Below are 19,579 nucleotides of genomic sequence, written 5' to 3'. Positions count from 1 at the left end.
CGGACGCACCGGCGGCACGGGCCCCTCGCTGCCCCGCCCGGATCCCGGCTCACCTCTCGAACCGGTACCCCATCCCCGGCTCCGTGATGAAGTGCCGGGGGTGCGACGGGTCCGCCTCCAGCTTCCGCCGCAGCTGCGCCATGTACACCCGCAGGTAGTTCGTCTCCGTCCCGTACGACGGCCCCCACACCTCCTGCAGCAGCTGTTTCTGGCTGACCAGGCGGCCCGTGTTGCGGACCAGCACCTCCAGCAGGTGCCACTCCGTGGGGGTGAGGCGCACGTCCTTCCCGTCCCGGTTGACCTTCTTCGCGGCCAGGTCGACGGTGAAGCCCTCGGTCTCCACGATCACGTCGTCCTCGCCGCCCCCGTTCGGCTCCGCACGGCGGACCGCGGCGCGCAGGCGGGCCAGCAGCTCGTCCATGCCGAACGGCTTGGTGACGTAGTCGTCGGCACCCGCGTCCAGCGCCTGGACCTTCTCGTCGGAGGAGTGGCGGGCGGACAGCACGATGATCGGCACCCGGGTCCAGCCGCGCAGCCCCTTGATCACCTCGACGCCGTCCAGGTCGGGCAGTCCGAGGTCCAGCACCACGACGTCGGGGTGGCGGGCGGCGGCGAGCTGGAGCGCGGTCGCGCCGTCGGTGGCCGCGTCGACGTCGTACTTGCGCGCCTTAAGGTTGATCACGAGGGCGCGCACGATCTGCGGCTCGTCATCGACCACGAGCACCCGGGTCATGTGGTCTGCCTTTCTGGTTCGGCGACTCGTACGGAGTGGTGGGCGCCGTTCACGGCCCGCAGGGTGAGGACCATCGTGAGCCCTCCGCCAGGGGTGTCCTCCGCGTTCAGAGTGCCGCCCATGGCCTCGGCGAAGCCGCGGGCCACCGCGAGGCCGAGGCCGACGCCGGAGCCGCGGGGGGCGTCGCCGTAGCGCTGGAAGGGCTCGAAGATGCGTTCCTTCGCCTCGTCGGGGACGCCGGGGCCGCGGTCGACGACGCGCACCTCCACCCGGTCGGCGAGGGCGCTGGCGGCGACCAGGACGGATGCGCCGAGGGGGCTGTACTTGACCGCGTTCTCGACGAGGTTCGCCACCGCGCGCTCCAGCAGCCCGGCGTCCACGGCGACCATCGGCAACGTCTCCGGGATGTCGAGCTCCACGCTGTCCTCCGGCACCCCGCCGAGCGCCATCGGGACCACCTCGTCGACGTCGATCTCCCGGATCAGCGGGGTGACGGTGCCGGTCTGGAGCCGCGACATGTCGAGCAGGTTGCCGACCAGGTGGTCGAGCCGGTCGGCGCCCTCCTCGATCGCCGCCAGCAGCTCCGCGCGGTCCTCCTCGGACCACTCCACGTCGTCCGACCTGAGGGAGGTCACCGACGCCTTGATGCCCGCGAGCGGGGTGCGCAGGTCATGGCTGACGGCGGCCAGCAGGGCGGTGCGGATGCGGTTGCCCTCGGCGAGGGTGCGGGCCTGTTCCGCCTCCTGCTGCAGACGCCGCCGGTCCAGGACCACCGCGGCCTGCGCGGCGAAGGCGGCCAGCACTCGGCGGTCGGAGGCGGGCAGGACACGCCCGGACAGCGCGAGCGCCATGTGGTCCCCGGCGGGCACGTCCACGTCGGCGTCCTCGGGCCGCCCGACCGGGGCGCCGGGGCCGACGCTGCCCGCACAGGTCCAGGGCTCGACGTCGCTCTCGCGCTCCAGCAGCGCCGCGGACTCCATGCCGAAGGTCTCCCGCACCCGCTCGAGGAGCGCTTCCAGGCTGGTCTCGCCGCGCAGCACGCTGCCCGCGAGGAAGGAGAGTATCTCGGACTCGGCGCGCAGCCGGGCCGCCTGGTGGGTGCGACGGGCGGCGAGGTCCACCACCGAGGCCACCGACACCGCGACCGCGACGAAGATCGCGATGGCGACGATGTTCCGGGGGTCGGCGATCGTCAGCCTGTGCAGCGGGGGCGTGTAGTAGTAGTTCAGCAGGAACGAACCCAAGGCCGCCGAGGCGAGCGCCGGGAGGAGCCCGCCGAGCAGGGCCGCCGCCACGGTCAGCGCCAGGAACAGCAGCATGTCGTTGGCGAGGCCCAGGTCGACGGTGTTCAGCAGCAGCGCCAGGACGACCGGGCCGAGGACGCCGGCCAGCCAGCCGGCGAGGATGCGCGTACGGCCGAGGCGGGCGCCCCGCGCGACCGGCAGACCGCGGCCCTTGGCGACCTCCTCGTGGGTGACGATGTGCACGTCGAGGTCGGGCCCGGACTCGCGGGCGACCGTGACGCCGACGCCGGGCCCGAAGACGTACTGCCAGGCCTTGCGGCGCGAGGAGCCGAGGACGATCTGGGTGGCGTTCACCCCGCGGGCGAAGTCGAGCAGCGCCGCCGGGATGTCGTCGCCCACCACGTGGTGGAAGGTGCCGCCCAGGTCCTCGACGAGGGTGCGCTGGACGGCCAGTTCCTTGGGCGAGGCGGAGGTGAGTCCGTCGCTGCGGGCGATGTAGACGGCCATCACCTCGCCGCCGGCGCCCTTCTCCGCGAGACGGGCGGCGCGGCGGATCAGGGTCCGGCCCTCGGGGCCGCCGGTGAGCCCGACGACGATCCGCTCGCGGGAGCCCCAGATCGCCGACACATGGTGCTGGCTGCGGTACTCGTTCAGGTATTCGTCGACCCGGTCCGCCACCCACAGCAGGGCCAGCTCGCGCAGGGCGGTCAGGTTTCCGGGCCGGAAGTAGTTCGACAGGGCGGCGTCGATCTTGTCGGGCTGGTAGATGTTGCCGTGCGCCATGCGGCGGCGCAGGGCCTGCGGAGACATGTCGACGAGCTCTATCTGGTCGGCGCGCCGCACCACCTCGTCGGGGACGGTCTCACGCTGCCGTATGCCCGTTATCGACTCCACGACGTCGCCGAGTGACTCCAGGTGCTGGATGTTGACGGTGGAGACGACGTCGATCCCCGCGGCCAGCAGCTCCTCGACGTCCTGCCAGCGCTTGGCGTTGCGGGAGCCGGGGACATTGGTGTGGGCGAGTTCGTCCACCAGGGCGACGGCGGGGGCGCGGCGCAGCACGGCGTCCACGTCCATCTCCGTGAAGAAGCCTCCGCGGTACTCCAGCTCCCTGCGCGGGACCTGCTCCAGTCCGTGCAGCATCACCTCGGTACGGGACCGGCCGTGGTGCTCCACGAAGCCGACCACGCAGTCCGTGCCCCGCTCGACGCGCCGGTGCGCCTCGGACAGCATGGCGTAGGTCTTGCCGACACCCGGTGCCGCACCGAGGTAGATCCGAAGCTTGCCGCGTCCCATGGCCCCATTGTCTTCCGGTGTCTCGCCGCCGCAGCTGCGCACGCTGCGTCGACCTTACGGCCAATAATCACGGCATATGGGACAGGGCACGGAGGGTCGGGCATCTTTGACGCAACCCTGATACCCCCCCTGTGGACCGGCGTCCGGCGTGGGGAAAGCATGTGGGGCCGCCCCCTCGGCAAGGGGTGCGGCCCCGTGGTGTGCCCGTCGGCGGCGGTGCCCCGGCTGTCAGCGGACCTCGGTGATCTCCGGGCCGCGCTGCAGCTGGCCCATGCCGCCGGAGAAGCGGGAGCCCTCCTCCTGCTGGACGCCCTCGGGCACCATCTGGGCGTCGTTCGGCAGTTTCAGGACGATCGGGTCGCGCGGTGCCATGGGGCCCTCGCCGCGGACCACGACCGTGTCGCGGAAGATCTGCTCGAGCAGGCCGGCGGCCTGCGGCTGCACGGCGCCCTGCCCGGAGATCACGCCGCGCAGGAACCAGCGGGGACCGTCCACGCCGACGAACCGCACGACCTGGAACCCGCTCGTGCCGTCCGGCAGCTGCACCGGCACCTGGGCGCGCAGCTCCCAGCCCAGCGGCCCCTCGACCTCGTCGACGATGCCACCCTGCTGGGTGATGCCGCCGGCGATCTCCTCGCGCACCTCGCCCCAGATGCCCTCGCGCTTGGGAGCGGCGAACGCCTGGAGCTGGATGGCGCTGTCACGCAGCACGACGGTCGCCGCGACGATCGCGTCACCCGCGACCTCGACCCGCAGCTCCATGCCCTCGACCCCGGGCACGAACAGCCCGCCCAGGTCCACCCGGCCCTCGCCGGGCTCCCGGACCTCGGACACGTCCCAGGGCCCGTCGGGCCGGGGCTCGGGCTCCAGCCTCACGCGCTCGCGCTCGACCTCGTCGTCCGCCTCAGTGTCGACACCGTCGACGACCTGCTCGGCCTCGCCGGCCGCGTCCTCGGCGGCACCCTTCTTCTTGCGACGTCCGAACACGTCACTGTCCTTCCCGGTCGGATACGACCGAAGCGTATCGATTCCCACCCGTTGTGCCGCCCACGGCGGCATGACCGCCGGTGGACCCGAAGCCCCCCTCGGCCCGCGCGGAGTCGGGAAGCTCCACGACCTCCTGGAAGCGGACCCTCTCGACCTGCTGGACGACCAGTTGGGCAATCCGGTCGAAGCGCTCGAACCGCACGGTCTCGCGCGGGTCGAGATTCACCACGATCACCTTGATCTCCCCACGGTACCCGGCATCCACCGTCCCCGGGGCATTGACGAGGGCGACACCGCAGCGTGCGGCGAGACCGGACCGCGGATGTACGAAGGCCGCGTACCCCTCGGGCAGCGCCACAGACACGCCGGTGGGCAGAACGGCCCGTTCCCCGGGCGCGAGTTCGCAGCCGACGGTGGTGCGCAGATCGGCTCCCGCGTCACCGGGATGCGCGTACGCCGGAAGCGGTACCTCCGGGTCGACACGCCGGATCAGCACGTCCACGGGCTCGCTGCTCACGGATTCACCTCGAAGGCTCGTACGCGCCGGAGCCGGTCCGGGTCGTCCATGGCCGCCCGGATCTCCTGCGGGCGGCCGTGCTCGGTGAAGTGGTCCACCTTCACCTCGATGAACAGGGCCTCGGCACAGACGGCGACGGGCCCCTCCGGGCCGCCGATCCGCCCGGTCGCCCTCGAGTAGATCTTCCGCCCCGCCACCGCCGTCACTTCGGCCTCCAGATACAGCACGGTACCCACCGGCACGGGCCGTACGAAGTCGGTCTCCAGCCGTCCTGTGACCGCGATGGTGCGCAGCAGCCAGTTCAGGGAGCCCAGGGTCTCGTCGAGGGCGGTGGCGAGGACCCCGCCGTGGGCGAGACCGGGCGCGCCCTGGTGGGCGGGGCGGACGGTGAACTCGGCGGTGACGGACACCCCGTCACCGGCCCGCGCCGCGAGACGCAGCCCGTGCGGCTGCTCTCCCCCGCACCCGAAGCACTGTCCGTAGTGTGCGCCGAGGGGCTCACCCGGTGCCGGGGCGTCGGGGTGCCGTACGGGTGCCACCGCGTCGGCGGGGGGCGTCAGACCGGAGGAAGTACCACTCACAGGCGCAGACCTTACCCGCGCGTGAACGGGCCGCGGACACCGTGCCAAGCTTGGCTCCATGCAGCTCTCCGCGTCGCCGTACGAAGAACGCCTGACCGCGCCCCGCTCCTGGTGGCTGATGTGCCTCCTGGTCGGCATCGCCATGGCCCTGGTGCTGCTGCCGTTCGGCACGCTGCCGCTGCTCGGTGGACTGGTGGGCGGTACCGCGGCCTCGGCGGTCGTCGCCAGTTCCTACGGCTCCCCCCGCATCCGTGTGGTCGGCGACGCACTGATCGCGGGCGAGGCGAGGATCCCGGTGTCGGTGCTCGGCGAGGCGGAGGTGCTGGACCGGGAGGAGGCCCGCGCCTGGCGCACGTACAAGGCCGACACCAGGGCTTTCATGCTGCTGCGCGCGTACATTCCGACGGCGCTGAAGGTGGAGGTCACGGATCCGGCGGACCCGACGCCGTACCTGTACCTGTCGACCAGGGAACCGCAGAGGCTGGCGGCGGCGATCGAGGCGGCCCGGGCGGAGAGCCGGGGCACGGTCTAGAACCGCTCAGTCCTCGAGCGGCGAGGGACCCGGTGCCTTTTCCAGGGGCGGCAGTTCCGGCAGCGCCTCCCACGGCACCTGCATCATGCGCAGGTCCTTGCGGATGCGCTGCGCGACCCTCCGCGTGTCGCGGCGGTTCATGACCGCGCCCACCGCGGCCCCCACCATGAACGGCATCAGGTTCGGCAGGTCCCGCACCATGCGTTTCATGATCCGCTGCCGCAGTTCCCGCTTCATGCGCCCGCCGAGGGCGGCGTCGATCGTGGCGGGGTTGGTCATGTCGATCCCACGTTCGCCGGCCCAGGACCTCAGGTACAGGGTGCTGCGCTGAGCGAGGGTGCCCGGCGGCCGCAGCCCGTACACCTCGTGCAGTTCGGCGATCAGCTTCAGCTCGATCGCCGCGACGCCGGTGATCTCCGCGGCCAGCTCGGTCGGCATGGCGGGCGGCACCGGCAGCATCGCCGCGGCGCCGACTCCGGCCCCGACCGTGGCCGTCGCCCCTGCCGCGCCCGCGACGAGTTTGTCGGCGATCTCCTCGGGCCCGAGGCCGGGGAACTGCCTGCGCAGGGTCTCGAGGTCCCGTACCGGGATGCGCGGGGCCATGTCGATGATCCGGTCGGCGAGATACGCCAGAGCCGCTCTGGCGGCACTGCCGCCCTTGCGGACGCCCTCCCGGACTCCTGTACGGACTCCGTGACGGACGGCGACCGCACGGCGTCGTGCGGCAGGTGCCGGAGGATCGGCCGGCACCAGGGGCCCCACAGGGGCCGCCGGAGCGTGCGGTTCGAGCGAGGCTGTTCCCTCACCGGAAGAGCCCCGCTCGTCGTCACGTACGCCGTGGGAGCCCTCGTCGGGCTCCTGCTCCGCTCCCCTGTGCGAGAAGCGGCGCTTCCAAGGAGGGGTCGAGCCGGTCACGGCCGACCCTGCCTCAGTCGCAGTCGCGGCAGATCGGCTGACCGTTCTTCTCCCGGGCCAGCTGGCTGCGGTGGTGCACCAGGAAGCAGCTCATGCAGGTGAACTCGTCCTGCTGCTTCGGGAGCACCCGGACGGCCAGCTCCTCGTTGGAAAGGTCGGCGCCCGGCAGCTCCAGGCCCTCGGCGGCCTCGAACTCGTCGACGTCTACGGCGGAAGCGGACTTGTCGTTCCGCCGGGCCTTCAGCTCTTCCAGGCTGTCGGAATCGACGTCGTCGTCGGTCTTGCGTGGGGTGTCGTAATCCGTTGCCATTTCGCTCTCCCCCTCTGGGTGTCTGCGGTGTCTCCAGCGCACGTAACGCGTGAGAGGCCGGACTTGTGCCCGCCTCGAGGCGGAGATTTTGCCTCACATCAAGGTCTGTTACTCAATCGACACCCAACCGGACTCCTCAAGAGTGATCGGCTTGGATGGCGAAGCGGACCGTACACGGTCGCGGTGGCACAGTACAAAGGCATCTCACCGCGTACTACCCGTGATCAAGGCACCGGAAAACCCGGATATTCCGGCTTTGTGGGCACTCGTAGCATCACGGAGAGTAAGTGGCTGGAAAAATGTCCTTGTGATTGATCACACATGACCAAACCGGAGCCCATGCCCGAAAATTCCGCGCAAAGCGAACGTCGGGCGAGATCCCGGCAATCTGTCAGAGCGGCAGGGTGACACGCATCACAAGCCCACCCCCTTCGCGCGGCTGTGCGCTGATGTGGCCGCCATGGGCGCGCGCCACGGACCTCGCGATGGACAGGCCGAGGCCCACGCCCTTGTCGCTGCCCGTGCGCTCCGTGCGCAGCCGCGTGAAGGGCTCGAACAGATTGTCGATCTCGTACGCGGGGACGATCGGGCCGGTGTTCGAGACGACCAGCACCGCCTGGCCGTGCTGGGCCTGGGTGGTCACCTCGACCCAGCCGCCCTCGGGAATGTTGTAGCGCACCGCGTTCTGGACGAGGTTCAGGGCGATCCGCTCCAGCAGGACGCCGTTGCCCTGGACGACCACGGGCGCTCGCTCGCCGCGGATCTCGACGCCCTTGGCCTCCGCCTCGGCGTGCACCTGGTCGATGGCCTGGGAGGCGACCTCGGCGATGTCGACCGGCTTGCGCTCGACGATCTGGTTGTCGCTGCGGGCGAGCAGCAGCAGGCCCTCCACGAGCTGCTCGCTGCGCTCGTTGGTGGCCAGCAGCGTCTTGCCGAGCTGCTGCAGTTCGTCGGGCGCCCCGGGGTCGGACAGGTGCACCTCGAGGAGCGTGCGGTTGATGGCGAGCGGGGTGCGCAGCTCGTGCGAGGCGTTGCCGACGAACCGCTGCTGGGCCATGAACGCGCGCTGCAGCCGTTCCAGCATGTCGTCGAAGGTGTCCGCGAGCTCCTTCAGCTCGTCGTCCGGGCCGTCCAGCTCGATACGGCGGGACAGGTCCGAGCCGGCCACCGCGCGCGCGGTGCGGGTGATCCGGCCGAGCGGCGAGAGCACACGGCCGGCCATGGCGTACCCGAAGGCGAAGGCGATCACGGCGAGGCCGAGCAGGGCCAGCAGCGACTGGCTGAGCAGGTTGTCCAGGGCGTGCTGGCGCTGCTCGTTCACGCAGGCGTCCAGGGCGTCGTTGAGCGCGCTCGCCGAGGTCTGCTGCGGGAGGTTGCAGGTGTCGCTGGCGACCTGGCCCTGAAGGATCTTGAACGGCAGTTCGCTGCCCACGTTGAGGGCGTGCGCCGCGAACAGGTAGATGATCGACAGCAGCAGGATGCCGGCGATCAGGAACATGCCGCCGTACAGCAGCGTGAGCCTTATGCGGATGGTCGGGCGCAGCCAGGGGAAGGGCAGTTCCGGCCTGCGGGGGTCCCAGGTGGGCTTGGGCGGAGCCGTGGGTGGTGCGGGTGTCGTGGCCACGGTCATCAGATCCGGTATCCGGAGCCGGGAACGGTGACGATGACGGGCGGCTCGCCGAGCTTGCGGCGCAGGGTCATCACGGTCACGCGTACGACGTTGGTGAAGGGGTCGGTGTTCTCGTCCCAGGCCTTCTCCAGCAGCTGCTCGGCCGAGACGACCGCGCCCTCGCTGCGCATGAGGACCTCCAGGACGGCGAACTCCTTGGGGGCGAGCTGCACCTCGCGGCCGTCACGGAAGACCTCGCGGCGGTTGGGGTCGAGCTTGATCCCGGCGCGCTCCAGGACGGGCGGCAGCGGCACGCTCGTACGCCGGCCTAGGGCGCGCACGCGCGCGATGAGCTCGCTGAACGCGAACGGCTTCGGAAGATAGTCGTCGGCGCCGATCTCCAGGCCCTCCACGCGGTCGCTGACGTCGCCGGACGCGGTGAGCATCAGCACGCGCGTGGGCATGCCGAGCTCGACGATCTTGCGGCAGACGTCGTCGCCGTGCACGAGCGGGAGGTCACGGTCGAGGACGACCACGTCGTAGTCGTTGACGCCGATGCGCTCCAGGGCGGCCGCACCGTCGTACACGACGTCGACGGCCATGGCCTCCCGGCGCAGTCCGGTGGCCACCGCATCGGCGAGCAGTTGCTCGTCCTCGACGACGAGTACGCGCACGTCGCTTGTCCTTCCTCTGTCCACCCGGGTGACCCGTTTGCGGGCAGCCCACGGGCAGTTTCTGTCACGGGTTGAGGGCTCCATCCTGCCCTTTTCGACCGTAAACCGGCTGTAAGGCGGCGGGAAGCGGCTCCGGGGGCGGATCCTGAGGTCCGGGAATGCGAAATTTTCTCGCGCGGTTGAGGTTTCCGCGGAAGGGAGCGGGGGGAGGACGGCTTTACACCCCGCGATCACGCTCTGCATGTGGCACACCACCACGTGGTGGGCTGCTCACCGCTTCCCGTAGAGCGGGCGTGGGTGTCCGGCACCGTCGCCGCCCAGCCAGGGCTGCGCTGGGCACCCAATGGAGACGTGATCGCCCCTTCCCATACGGCACACCCCCGTGCCACCGACCCACGACCCAGGACGAGGGGGCGCAGCATGGACGCATTCACCGCAGGACTTCTGCAGCGCATACGGGCGACCGAGTCCGACCTGACGCGGGCTCGCGAAACCGGCGACGACTTCCTCGCGGAGGTCGAACAGTCGGAGCTCGACGACCTGCACCGCCTTGCCGCCGAGCACGGTGTGGAAGTCACCGCGACGCGCGTCTGATCAGCTCGCAGCAGGCGGGGCCCCGGCAGATCCAGGCCGGGGCCCCGCTTCGTGCGTGGGGGAGCCTGCTGCGACGTGCGGGCCCGGCGCGGCCCCGCGCGGGTGCGCGGAGGACGGTCGCTGTGGCCTTGATGACCGGGTCCGGCCGGCGTCGGGCACACCCTGGCCCGACCGCCGCCGCCCTGGGGCGCACACGCGGGGCGCGCCGTCAGGTCCTCAGTCGTGCCACGCCCCCAGTTCCTCCAGCCGCGTCTGGAGGTGTTCGAAGAGGGGCGGTGGGGCCGCTATCGTCAGTTCCGGTGAGACCGGCTCCCCGGGGCGGCCGCCGGTTCGGGCGCCCGCCTCGCGGGCGATCAGCTCGCCCGCCGCGTAGTCCCAGGGGTTCAGGCCGCGCTCGTAGTACGCGTCCAGGCGGCCGGCCGCCACGTCGCACAGGTCGATCGCGGCGGAGCCGCCCCGGCGGATGTCCCGCACCTCGGGGATCATCCGCCGGACCACCTCGGCCTGCCGGGCCTTGCGCTCGGCGAGGTAGCCGAAGCCGGTGCCCACCAGGGCGAGGCCCAGCTCGGGCGCGGGGCGCACGCGCGCGGGGCGGTCGTTCAGGAACGCGCCCCCGCCCAGGACGGCTCGGAAGGTCTCCTGGCGCATGGGCGCGTGGACGACCCCGACGAGCGTCTCCCCGTCCTTGCGGGCCGCGATGGAGATCGCCCAACTGGGCAGTCCGTAGAGGTAGTTGACGGTGCCGTCGATCGGGTCGATCACCCACTCGACACCGCTGCTGCCCTCGACGCTGGCACCCTCCTCGCCGAGCAGGCCGTCGTCGGGCCGGCGGTCGGCGAGCAGCCCGGTGATCAGCTTCTCGGCGGCGATGTCCATCTCGGTGACCACGTCGATGGCGCTGGACTTGGTGGCGGCCACCCCGAGGTCGTCGGGGCGCCCGTCGCGCAGGAAGGCGCCCGCGCGCGTGGCGGCCTCCAGTGCGATCTCGAGGAGTTCGGCCTTCAGCCGCTCGGTCGGTTCTGACTGCTCGGTCACGGTGCTCCTCATGCGTACGGGCTGTCGGCGCCCGCCGCGGCGGGCTTGGGGGCGCGGGCCGGGCAGCACCCGGCCGGACAGACGTTGTGGCTCGGGCCCAGGGCGCCGAGGGCGCAGGGGGTCACCTGCTGCCCTCGCTCGGTTTCGGCGCGCTCGACGATCAGGTCACGGATCGCGGCGGCGAACCGCGGGTCGGCGCCCACGGTGGCCGAGCGGCGCACCGGCAGTCCCAGCTCCCCGGCCTTCGCCGTGGCCTCCGTGTCCAGGTCGTACAGCACCTCCATGTGGTCCGAGACGAACCCGATGGGTGCCATCACGACCGCCGGGACCCCGGCACCGTGCAGCTGCTCCAGGTGGTCGCAGATGTCCGGCTCCAGCCACGGGATGTGCGGGGCACCCGAGCGCGACTGGTAGACGAGTTGCCAGGGGTGGTCGACGCCGGTCCGCTCGCGCACCGCGTCGGCGATCAGCCGTGCGACGTCGAGGTGCTGCCGCACGTACGCCCCACCGTCCCCGTGCTCCTCGACGGGACCGGAGGTGTCCGCCGCGGAGGTCGGGATGGAGTGCGTGGTGAAGGCGATGTGCGCCCCGGCCCGGACATCCTCGGGGAGGTCGGCCAGCGACTTCAGGACGCCCTCGATCATCGGCTCCACGAAGCCGGCGTGGTTGAAGTAGTGCCGCAGCTTGTCGACGCGCGGCAGCTCGAGACCCTCGGCCTCCAGGGTGGCCAGGGCGCCCGCGAGGTCCTCGCGGTACTGACGGCAGCCGGAGTAGGAGGCGTACGCGCTGGTGGCGAGGACCAGGATGCGGCGGTGCCCGTCGGCGACCATCTCGCGCAGGGTGTCGGTCACATAGGGGGCCCAGTTGCGGTTGCCCCAGTAGACGGGCAGGTCCAGGCCGTGGTCGGCGAAGTCCTTGCGGAGGGCGTCGAGCAGGGCGCGGTTCTGGCTGTTGATGGGGCTGACCCCGCCGAAGAGGAAGTAGTGCTGCCCCACCTCCTTCAGGCGCTCCTTGGGGATGCCCCGTCCCCGGGTCACGTTCTCGAGGAACGGGACCACGTCGTCCGGGCCCTCCGGGCCTCCGAACGAGAGGAGCAGCAGGGCGTCGTACGGGCTGGCGTCGAGTGCGTCGGGCATGTCTCCGATCCTGCCACCCGCCACCGGCATGAGGACCGGCCACCCACCGCCGACGATTGCTGGGCGCATGTGCCAGGGCCGTGAGTATGATCCCCTTCCTACTGGTCGGAAACTTACCGTCTCCGATCATGGCGCTGTTCGTTGCGGGCCTGTCCGTCGCACCCCGGTGATCACAACGGCCCTCGTCGAACGGCCGTACGGGCGTCACCGGCCGGGCAGGCCGGATCCGCGGCGGGGAGGGTCCCATGAGCACCACAGTGAGCGGAAAGAACGGCACGTGGCGTAACTGGGCGGGGAACGTCACCGCCCGTCCCGTACGGGCGGTCGCCCCCGCCTCGGTCGAGGAGCTCTCCGCCGCCGTGCGGAAGGCGGCCGAGGACGGGCTCAGGGTGAAGGCTGTCGGCACCGGACACTCCTTCACGGCCACCGCCGCCACCGACGGCGTGTTGATCCGCCCTCAACTGCTGACCGGGATCCGCGGCATCGATCGTGCGGCCGGCACGGTCACCGTCGAGGCGGGCACTCCCCTCAAGAGACTCAACACGGCGCTCGCGCGCGAGGGACTGTCCCTCACGAACATGGGCGACATCATGGAGCAGACCGTCTCGGGCGCCACCAGCACCGGCACGCACGGCACCGGCCGGGACTCCGGCTCGATCGCCGCGCAGATCAAGGGGCTGGAACTGGTGACGGCGGACGGCTCGGTGCTCACCTGCTCGGAGCGGGAGAACCCGGACGTCTTCGCCGCCGCCCGCATCGGCCTGGGCGCACTCGGGATCATCACCGCGATCACCTTCGCGGTGGAGCCCCTCTTCCTGCTCACCGCCCGCGAAGAGCCGATGCCGTTCGAGAAGGTTCTCGCCGAGTTCGACGAACTGTGGGCAGAGAACGAGCACTTCGAGTTCTACTGGTTCCCCCACACCGGGAACACCAACACCAAGCGCAACAACCGCAGCCTCGGACCCCGTCGGCCGATCGGGCAGGTGAGCGGCTGGTTCGAGGACGAGTTCCTCTCCAACGGCGTCTTCCAGGTGGCCAACTGGGTCGGCCGGGCCGTGCCCGCCACGATCCCGGCGATCGCCCGTATATCGAGCCGCGCCCTGTCGGCCCGTACGTACACCGACATCCCCTACGAGGTCTTCACCTCCCCGCGCCGGGTGCGGTTCGTAGAGATGGAGTACGCCGTTCCGCGCGAGGCGCTGGTGGAGACGCTGCGCGAGCTGAAGGCCATGGTCGACCGATCGGACCTACGCGTCAGCTTCCCCGTCGAGGTCCGCACCGCCCCCGCCGACGACATCGCCCTGTCCACGGCGTCCGGCCGGGACAGCGCCTACGTCGCCGTACACATGTTCCGCGGGACGCCCTATCAGGCGTACTTCACCGCCGCCGAGCGCATCTTCACGGCGCACGAGGGGCGCCCGCACTGGGGCAAGGTGCACACACGCGATGCGGAGTACCTGGCCAAGGCCTACCCGCGCTTCGGCGAGTTCACCGCGCTGAGGGACCGCCTCGACCCGGACCGGCGTTTCGGCAACGACTATCTGCGCCGGGTGCTGGGGGACTAGAGGACTTCGCCCGGCCGAAGCACGCGAGTTGAGGGACGCTCAGACAGGCGACGACACCCGAAGCGAATCGTTCCGTTTCTGCCGGTCAGATGAAGTACGCCACGTTTGAGGGGCACGAAAACGGCGCATCGGACGGCCAACTCGTACCCCTTGCCAGAACTTGGGCGGCGTGCCGATCCACGCGCGTGGCCCGAATGGAGTACTGTTGCGAGCCCTGGGTCCGGTCTCCCGCCAGGGTGTCCGGGGCCTTGCTGGACCGCCGGGAGGGGGCTAGTTGCACAGGGTGACAGAGTTGGTCACTTTGCGTTGCGAATAGGTAACCGTGCCATAACGGCGATCCAGGGCCCGTGCCCGACACGCCGGGCAACTCGGCAAGGTTGTGGCAGGCTGCACCCGGGCAGGCCACACTCGACTAGCGGAAGCAGCGACGCACGTGACGTCGGCAGGCACCACCCGGGAGGTCCCCATGCCCGAACTGCGTGTCGTGGCCGTCTCCAATGACGGCACACGGCTGGTGCTGAAGGCTGCGGACAGCACGGAGTACACGCTTCCGATCGACGAACGGCTCCGCGCGGCCGTGCGCGGCGATCGTCCACGCCTCGGCCAGATCGAGATCGAGGTGGAGAGCCATCTCCGCCCCCGCGACATCCAGGCCCGGATACGTGCCGGTGCGTCCGCGGAGGAGGTCGCCCAGCTCGCCGGCATCCCCGTCGACCGCGTGCGCCGCTTCGAGGGCCCCGTGCTGGCCGAGCGTGCCTTCATGGCCGAGCGGGCCCGCAAGACACCCGTGCGCCGGCCGGGCGAGAACACCGGCCCACAGCTCGGCGAGGCCGTCCAGGAGCGGCTGCTGCTGCGCGGCGCCGAGAAGGACACCGTCCAGTGGGACTCATGGCGCCGTGACGACGGCACCTGGGAAGTGATCCTGGTCTACCGGGTGGCGGGCGAACCGCACTCGGCGACCTGGACCTACGACCCGCCCCGCCGGCTCGTCCAGGCCGTCGACGACGAGGCGCGCGCGCTGATCGGCGAGTCCGACGACCTCGCGGCTCCAGAGCCGAGCTACCCCTTCGTGCCGCGGATCGCACGTCTGCCCCGCGAGGGCCGGCTCGACCGCGCCCCGGAGCGCCAGACGGACCGTCCCGCACTGCCCTCGCAGGCGACCGAACCGCCGGAGGAGAGCACCGGCGAACGGGACTCGCTCACCAGCCTTCTGGAGGCGGTGCCGAGCTTCCGCGGCGACCTGGTGGTGCCCGAGCGGCCCGCCGAGGAGCCGGAAGAGCCCGTCCAGGAACCCGAGGCGGAGGAGCCGCCCGCGCCCGCGGCCTCGGCCGGATCCGCGTACGCGGACGTTCTCATGCCGCGCACGGTCGGCAGCCACCGCGACCGGCTGATCGGCGCGACGGACCGTCAGGCCGAGGCGGACGGTGTCCGCCCGGGCCGCAGAGCGGCGGTCCCGAGCTGGGACGAAATCGTGTTCGGTACGCGCCGCAAGAAGCAGGAGTAGCCGGACCGGGACACAAGCTCTGGCGGGTGGGGTGTACGTCGAGGTGGCGTACACCCCACCGTCGCGCTCACTGCGGGTCGGGGCCCACCGCCACGGGGCGGTTGCCGTCCGACGACCACTCCGACCACGACCCCACGTACAGCGCGGCCGGGATGCCCGCGAGCGTCAGCGCCAGCACCTGCTGGGCCGCGGACACGCCCGAACCGCAGTACACGCCGACCTCGGTGCCCTCGGTGACCCCGAGCGCCTTGAAGCGCTCGGCGAGTTCCTCCTCGGGCAGGAAGTGGCCGGTTTCGGTCAGGTTCTGCACCGTCGGCGCCGACACCGCGCCCGGAATGTGCCCGCCCACCGGGTCGATCGGCTCGACCTCGCCCCGGTAGCGCTCACCGGCCCGCGCGTCCAGGAGCAGCCCCGTCCGGGCGAGCGCCGCCGCGCCGTCCGCGTCGAGCAGCGGCAGCGCGCCCGGCACCGGCCGGAAGTCGCCCGGCTCGGGCGCCGTTTCGATCCCGGAGGCAAGGGACCCCTCCCAGGCGGGCAGACCGCCGTCGAGCACTCGCACGTCCGGGTGACCCGTGAAGCGCAGCAGCCACCACGCGCGCGCGGCGGCCCAGCCATGCCCGCCGTCGTACACCACGACCGGCCGGTCCGAAAAGACGCCGGCGGCCCGCATCGCCGCACCGAAACGCTCGATGTCGGGCAGCGGATGCCGACCGGCCGGCCCCGGCGGATCCGCGAGATCGGTGTCCAGGTCGACGAAGACGGCCCCCGGAATGTGCCCGGCCGCGTACTCGGCACGGCCGTCGAAAGGAGCGGAGCCGGCCGCCGTCGCGGTGCTCAGCTGCCAGCGGATGTCCAGGAGCGCCGGCGGCCGCGCTCCCGCCAGTTCGCTCGCGAGTTCGGATGCGGAAATGATGGCCTTCATGGCCCCCATCCTCGCGCACGGGGTGGCCCTCTCGCCCGGGTCCGACTAGTCTGCTCCGCCGGACAGGTCCGATCACCCGCTGTACGGGATCGGGCACATGCCGTGAAGCCGATGACCGCACCCGGCGATCACACCGCGAGGCGCGACCACCGTCCCACCGGGCCTCCTGCGGCCGGAAGGCGCCGCAGCGCACGGCGCGGCCCGAGCCCGTGGTGCGAGGGTGGTGCGACCATCGGCACGGACCGTGCACTCGCGCCCACCCGGCACAGGTGCACGCGGGCGGAAGCTGAACGGCCACCACGAAGGGCCGAGGAGAGAGTGACGATGATCGAGGCACCGGGGTCGGCGGGCCTGACCGGCACGGCGCACGAGAGGCCGGCGCCCGGCGCACCGTGCTGGGTGAGTCTGATGGTGCACGGAATGGACGGGACCCAGGAGTTCTACCGGGCGCTGTTCGGCTGGGAGTTCCGCCCGGGGCCGCAACAACTCGGGCCCTGTGTGCGGGCCATGCTGCACGGCCACGAGGTGGCGGGCATCGGCCGGCTGCCGCCGGACCGCCATCTCCCGATCGCCTGGACGCCGTACCTCGGCTCGGAGGACGTGGACGCGACCGCCGAGGCGATCCGCAGCTGCGGCGGCACGGTCGGGGTCGGTCCCCTGGGCGCCGCCGAGGCGGGGCGCCTGGCGATCGCCAGCGACCCGATGGGCGCGGTGTTCGGCGTCTGGCAGGCGGCCGAACACCTCGGCACGGGACTGACGGGCGTCCCCGGCACTCCCCTCTGGAACGAGCTGCTCACCTACGACACGGCGAGCGTCACCCCGTTCTACCGGACGGTCTTCGGCTACAAGGAGCAGCCGGTGGCCGGCTCCGACTACCGCACCCTGCACATCGAGGGCCGACCGGTCGCCGGCATCCACGGCGTCGGGCACGCCCTGCCCCGCGACCGGGGCCCGCACTGGATGACGCACTTCCAGGTCGAGGACGCCGACGCGGCCGCCGAGCGGGTCACCGAGCTGGGCGGACACGTCGTGAGTCCCGCTCGCAGCACCACCCTGGGCCGTACGGTCACCGTCGCGGACCCGGAGGGCGCGACGTTCTCGGTGGTGAGCCCGGGCGACTGAGCCGACCCCCGACGGGTGAATCGCCGGGGCGTCAGATGGACGACACCGGCACGACGTCCGGGAGAGGGCCGCGGCGCGCGCGGCGGCCGCCGTCATGCGGCGCCGGTGGTGGCGGCGGCACAGCGCCTCGCAACCGATCTCGTCCGCCGACCGGGTCACGTCACCCACGACGACCTGGGCACCCTCGACCACCATCTCACCGCCCACCGTGCGGGCGTTGTGCGTCGCGGGGGCGCCGCACCAGCACAGCGCATCCACCTGGAGGACCTCGACCCGGTCGGCCGGCTCCACCAGGCGCTGCGAGCCTGGGCAGAGCTTGGTGCGGAAATCGGTCGTGATACCGAAGGCGTAGACGTCGATGCCGAGGTCGTCGACCACGCGGGCCAGCTGGTCCATCGGGTCCACGATGCGGCCTCTGCGGTTCCCCGCACCGGGGGTTCCGAGCTCCTTGCAGAGCTCGGCGCCGTTCGGTGTCGGGCTGCTGAGGTTGAACTCGTGGAGTCGGAGTCGGAGTCGTAGGAGCCGCCGTTCCGACTCCGCGATCCGACGGCTTTGCGCAACGTTCCGCAATGGCTGCTCCGTTGTTCCCTGAGGCCGGAATAGCCGTGGCCTGCCCCGTGTTGCCGCGAGCATGACGACGGACGCACCGCAGCCCGAGGTGCTGCGCTACACCGCTTTCTCCAGTGACCCCGACGGCGGGAACCCGGCCGGGGTCGTCCTGGACGCCACCGGCCTGGACGACGGTGACATGCTGGCCATCGCCGCCGACCTCGGATACTCGGAGTCGGCGTTCCTGACCGCGCCCCCGGAGGGCCTCGGCGGCCGGGAGGGGCGGGCGTACGGCATCCGTTACTTCAGTCCCAAGGCCGAGGTGCCGTTCTGCGGGCACGCCACGGTCGCGGCCGCCGTCGCGCTCGCCGAGCGGATCGGTCCCGGGGAGCTGGTGTTCGCGACGCGCGCCGGCACCGTGCCGGTGGAGGTGACCGAGGAGGGCGGGACGGTCAGGGCCACGCTCACCAGCGTCGAGCCGCACGTCGAGGAGATCGCCGGCGCCGACCTCGCGGAGGCGCTCGCCGCGCTCGGCTGGCCGGCCGCCGACCTCGATCCGGCCTTCCCGCCCCGCATCGCGTTCGCCGGCGCCCGCCATCTCGTCCTCGCGGCGGCGACCCGCGCCCGCCTCGGGGACCTCGCGTACGACTTCACGCGCCTCGAGGCGCTGATGCACCGCCTGGACCTGACCACGGTCCAGTTGGTGTGGCGGGAGTCGGCCACCGTCTTCCACGTCCGTGACCCGTTCCCCGTCGGCGGCGTCGTCGAGGACCCTGCGACCGGCGCCGCTGCCGCCGCGTTCGGTGCGTACGCCCGTGAGCTCGGCCTGGTCCCCGAGGACGCCGTCCTCACCCTGCACCAGGGCGAGGACCTGGGCCGTCCCGGCGAGCTCACGGTGACGCTGCACGCGGGCGACCCGCGCATCCGGGTCGGCGGAGCGGGGGCTCGCATCGGCTGAAGCGCGGTGACGCGCCGTGGACGGCTTTCGAGCGCCGACAGGGGAGGCACAGCGCCGAACGGCTTCGCCTCCTGAACGGCCTCAGGCCGGAGTGACGGGAAGCACGTCCGGCGACAGCGCGGCCGCCCGTGCCGTCGCCGCCGTCATCCGGCGCCGGTGGTGCCGGCGGCACAGCACCTCGTATCCGATGGTGTCCGCCTGGTTGACGTCCCCCACGACGACCTGGGCGCCCTCGACGACCATCACACCGCCGACGGTGCGGGCGTTGTGCGTGGCGCGGGCGCCGCACCAGCACAGGGCCTCGACCTGGAGGACCTCGACGCGGTCGGCGAGTTCGACGAGCCGCTGGGAGCCGGGGAACAGCTTGGAGCGGAAGTCGGTCGTGATGCCGAAGGCGTAGACGTCGATGCCGAGGTCGTCGACCACGCGCGCGAGCTGGTCGATCTGCTCCTCCGCGAGGAACTGCGCCTCGTCCGCGATCACATAGTCCGCGCGGCCGCCGTGCGAGAGGTGGCCGACGAGGTACGCGTAGAGGTCCTGCCCGTCCTTGACCTCGACGGCGTCGGTGACGAGACCGAGGCGGGAGGAGAGCTTGCCCTCGCCGGCCCGGTCGTCACGGGTGAAGATCATGCCCACGAGGCCACGCGCGGACCGGTTGTGTTCGATCTGGAGAGCCAGTGTCGACTTCCCGCAGTCCATGGTTCCGGAGAAGAACACCAGCTCGGACATGGGTGATTGAGGCCTTTCGGGCGGGTCGGAGGGCATGGGGGATCTTCAGAGCGTACTGGGCGCGCGG

19 protein-coding genes and 2 pseudogenes are annotated in these 19,579 nt (G+C 71.7%); 7 read left to right on the top strand and 14 right to left on the bottom strand.

Translation table 11 applies throughout. The features are described 5' to 3' along the window. Nucleotides 1–49 precede the first annotated feature (49 nt). The 5 genes from ACFYZE_RS12770 to ACFYZE_RS12750 form a co-directional block, all read right to left on the bottom strand. Nucleotides 50–733, bottom strand: a complete 684-nt coding sequence (locus tag ACFYZE_RS12770) for a response regulator (RefSeq protein WP_388991704.1) — start codon at nt 731–733, stop codon at nt 50–52. Further along, entirely contained in the window at nt 730–3,273 is a 2,544-nt protein-coding gene (locus ACFYZE_RS12765; RefSeq protein ID WP_388991701.1) for an ATP-binding protein, read from the bottom strand. The genes ACFYZE_RS12770 and ACFYZE_RS12765 overlap by 4 nt, the downstream gene beginning before the upstream one ends. A 228-nt stretch (nt 3,274–3,501) precedes the next feature. Beyond that, a complete protein-coding gene (locus tag ACFYZE_RS12760) occupies nt 3,502–4,260 on the bottom strand; it encodes a DUF3710 domain-containing protein (RefSeq protein WP_103839165.1) in 759 nt (252 codons plus the stop codon). 1 nt (nt 4,261) lies between these two features. Further along, entirely contained in the window at nt 4,262–4,756 is a 495-nt protein-coding gene (dut, locus tag ACFYZE_RS12755) for a dUTP diphosphatase (RefSeq protein ID WP_388992412.1), read from the bottom strand. A 17-nt stretch (nt 4,757–4,773) separates the two neighbouring features. Beyond that, nucleotides 4,774–5,358, bottom strand: a complete 585-nt coding sequence (locus ACFYZE_RS12750; RefSeq protein WP_388991698.1) for a PaaI family thioesterase — start codon at nt 5,356–5,358, stop codon at nt 4,774–4,776. A gap of 58 nt (nt 5,359–5,416) precedes the next feature. Between ACFYZE_RS12750 and ACFYZE_RS12745 the strand changes: the two genes are divergently transcribed. Beyond that, on the top strand, nt 5,417–5,890 hold the full coding sequence (locus tag ACFYZE_RS12745) for a DUF3093 domain-containing protein (protein ID WP_388991696.1): 474 nt from the start codon (nt 5,417–5,419) through the stop codon (nt 5,888–5,890). A 6-nt stretch (nt 5,891–5,896) separates the two neighbouring features. Here ACFYZE_RS12745 and ACFYZE_RS12740 read toward each other — a convergent pair whose 3' ends face one another. From ACFYZE_RS12740 to ACFYZE_RS12725, 4 genes are all read right to left on the bottom strand, one after another. Further along, nucleotides 5,897–6,805, bottom strand: a complete 909-nt coding sequence (locus ACFYZE_RS12740) for a hypothetical protein (RefSeq protein ID WP_388991694.1) — start codon at nt 6,803–6,805, stop codon at nt 5,897–5,899. 13 nt (nt 6,806–6,818) lie between these two features. Further along, nucleotides 6,819–7,115 (bottom strand): DUF4193 domain-containing protein, encoded by a 297-nt coding sequence (locus ACFYZE_RS12735; protein WP_003993510.1) that lies wholly within the window; start codon nt 7,113–7,115, stop codon nt 6,819–6,821. A 391-nt stretch (nt 7,116–7,506) separates the two neighbouring features. After that, nucleotides 7,507–8,739, bottom strand: a complete 1,233-nt coding sequence (locus ACFYZE_RS12730) for a sensor histidine kinase (RefSeq protein WP_388992409.1) — start codon at nt 8,737–8,739, stop codon at nt 7,507–7,509. Between the two features lie 5 nt (nt 8,740–8,744). Next, entirely contained in the window at nt 8,745–9,398 is a 654-nt protein-coding gene (locus ACFYZE_RS12725; RefSeq protein WP_010353034.1) for a response regulator transcription factor, read from the bottom strand. A gap of 420 nt (nt 9,399–9,818) precedes the next feature. Between ACFYZE_RS12725 and ACFYZE_RS12720 the strand changes: the two genes are divergently transcribed. Next, the gene (locus ACFYZE_RS12720) at nt 9,819–9,992 is read left to right on the top strand and encodes a hypothetical protein (protein ID WP_388561937.1); all 174 of its coding nucleotides are present in this window, start codon (nt 9,819–9,821) and stop codon (nt 9,990–9,992) included. Nucleotides 9,993–10,208: 216 nt separating this feature from the next. Here ACFYZE_RS12720 and ACFYZE_RS12715 read toward each other — a convergent pair whose 3' ends face one another. Both ACFYZE_RS12715 and ACFYZE_RS12710 read right to left on the bottom strand, forming a co-directional pair. Continuing rightward, nucleotides 10,209–11,039, bottom strand: coding sequence for an inositol monophosphatase family protein (locus ACFYZE_RS12715; RefSeq protein WP_388991691.1), 831 nt, complete (start codon nt 11,037–11,039; stop codon nt 10,209–10,211). After that, nucleotides 11,036–12,163 carry a ferrochelatase gene (locus tag ACFYZE_RS12710; RefSeq protein ID WP_388991688.1) on the bottom strand — a complete coding sequence of 376 codons (1,128 nt, stop codon included), beginning with the start codon at nt 12,161–12,163 and terminating at the stop codon, nt 11,036–11,038. Before ACFYZE_RS12710 ends, ACFYZE_RS12715 begins: the two co-directional genes overlap by 4 nt. 38 nt (nt 12,164–12,201) lie before the next feature. On the opposite strand from ACFYZE_RS12710, the pseudogene ACFYZE_RS12705 reads away from it, so the two are divergent. The 3 genes and pseudogenes from ACFYZE_RS12705 to sepH all read left to right on the top strand — a co-directional run. Next, nucleotides 12,202–12,449 (top strand): annotated as a pseudogene (locus ACFYZE_RS12705) (hypothetical protein); the annotation flags it as partial. Beyond that, the gene (locus tag ACFYZE_RS12700) at nt 12,409–13,728 is read left to right on the top strand and encodes a D-arabinono-1,4-lactone oxidase (RefSeq protein WP_388991685.1); all 1,320 of its coding nucleotides are present in this window, start codon (nt 12,409–12,411) and stop codon (nt 13,726–13,728) included. The pseudogene ACFYZE_RS12705 and the gene ACFYZE_RS12700, both read left to right, overlap by 41 nt. Nucleotides 13,729–14,194: 466 nt before the next feature. Then, entirely contained in the window at nt 14,195–15,232 is a 1,038-nt protein-coding gene (gene sepH / locus ACFYZE_RS12695) for a septation protein SepH (RefSeq protein WP_388991682.1), read from the top strand. 67 nt (nt 15,233–15,299) lie between these two features. Here the strand turns inward: sepH and ACFYZE_RS12690 are convergent, their stop codons facing one another. Then, nucleotides 15,300–16,154 carry a sulfurtransferase gene (locus tag ACFYZE_RS12690; RefSeq protein WP_388991679.1) on the bottom strand — a complete coding sequence of 285 codons (855 nt, stop codon included), beginning with the start codon at nt 16,152–16,154 and terminating at the stop codon, nt 15,300–15,302. Nucleotides 16,155–16,478: 324 nt separating this feature from the next. On the opposite strand from ACFYZE_RS12690, the gene ACFYZE_RS12685 reads away from it, so the two are divergent. Further along, nucleotides 16,479–17,276: a VOC family protein gene (locus ACFYZE_RS12685; RefSeq protein ID WP_388991676.1), complete on the top strand. Its 798-nt coding sequence runs from the start codon at nt 16,479–16,481 to the stop codon at nt 17,274–17,276. 31 nt (nt 17,277–17,307) lie between these two features. On the opposite strand, the pseudogene ACFYZE_RS12680 reads toward ACFYZE_RS12685, so the two are convergent. After that, a pseudogene (locus ACFYZE_RS12680) lies at nt 17,308–17,678 on the bottom strand (thymidine kinase); the annotation flags it as partial. 229 nt (nt 17,679–17,907) lie between these two features. Between ACFYZE_RS12680 and ACFYZE_RS12675 the strand changes: the two are divergent. Next, nucleotides 17,908–18,783, top strand: coding sequence for a PhzF family phenazine biosynthesis protein (locus tag ACFYZE_RS12675; RefSeq protein WP_388991673.1), 876 nt, complete (start codon nt 17,908–17,910; stop codon nt 18,781–18,783). Between the two features lie 81 nt (nt 18,784–18,864). Here the strand turns inward: ACFYZE_RS12675 and ACFYZE_RS12670 are convergent, their stop codons facing one another. Beyond that, nucleotides 18,865–19,512, bottom strand: a complete 648-nt coding sequence (locus tag ACFYZE_RS12670) for a thymidine kinase (RefSeq protein ID WP_388991670.1) — start codon at nt 19,510–19,512, stop codon at nt 18,865–18,867. Between the last annotated feature and the right edge of the window lie 67 nt (nt 19,513–19,579).

Origin of the sequence: Streptomyces sp. NPDC001796 (assembly GCF_042892355.1) — a bacterium.
Taxonomy (GTDB): domain Bacteria; phylum Actinomycetota; class Actinomycetes; order Streptomycetales; family Streptomycetaceae; genus Streptomyces.
Note: the sequence above shows the minus strand (reverse complement) of the source record. Positions and strands in the feature narration are given on the sequence as shown.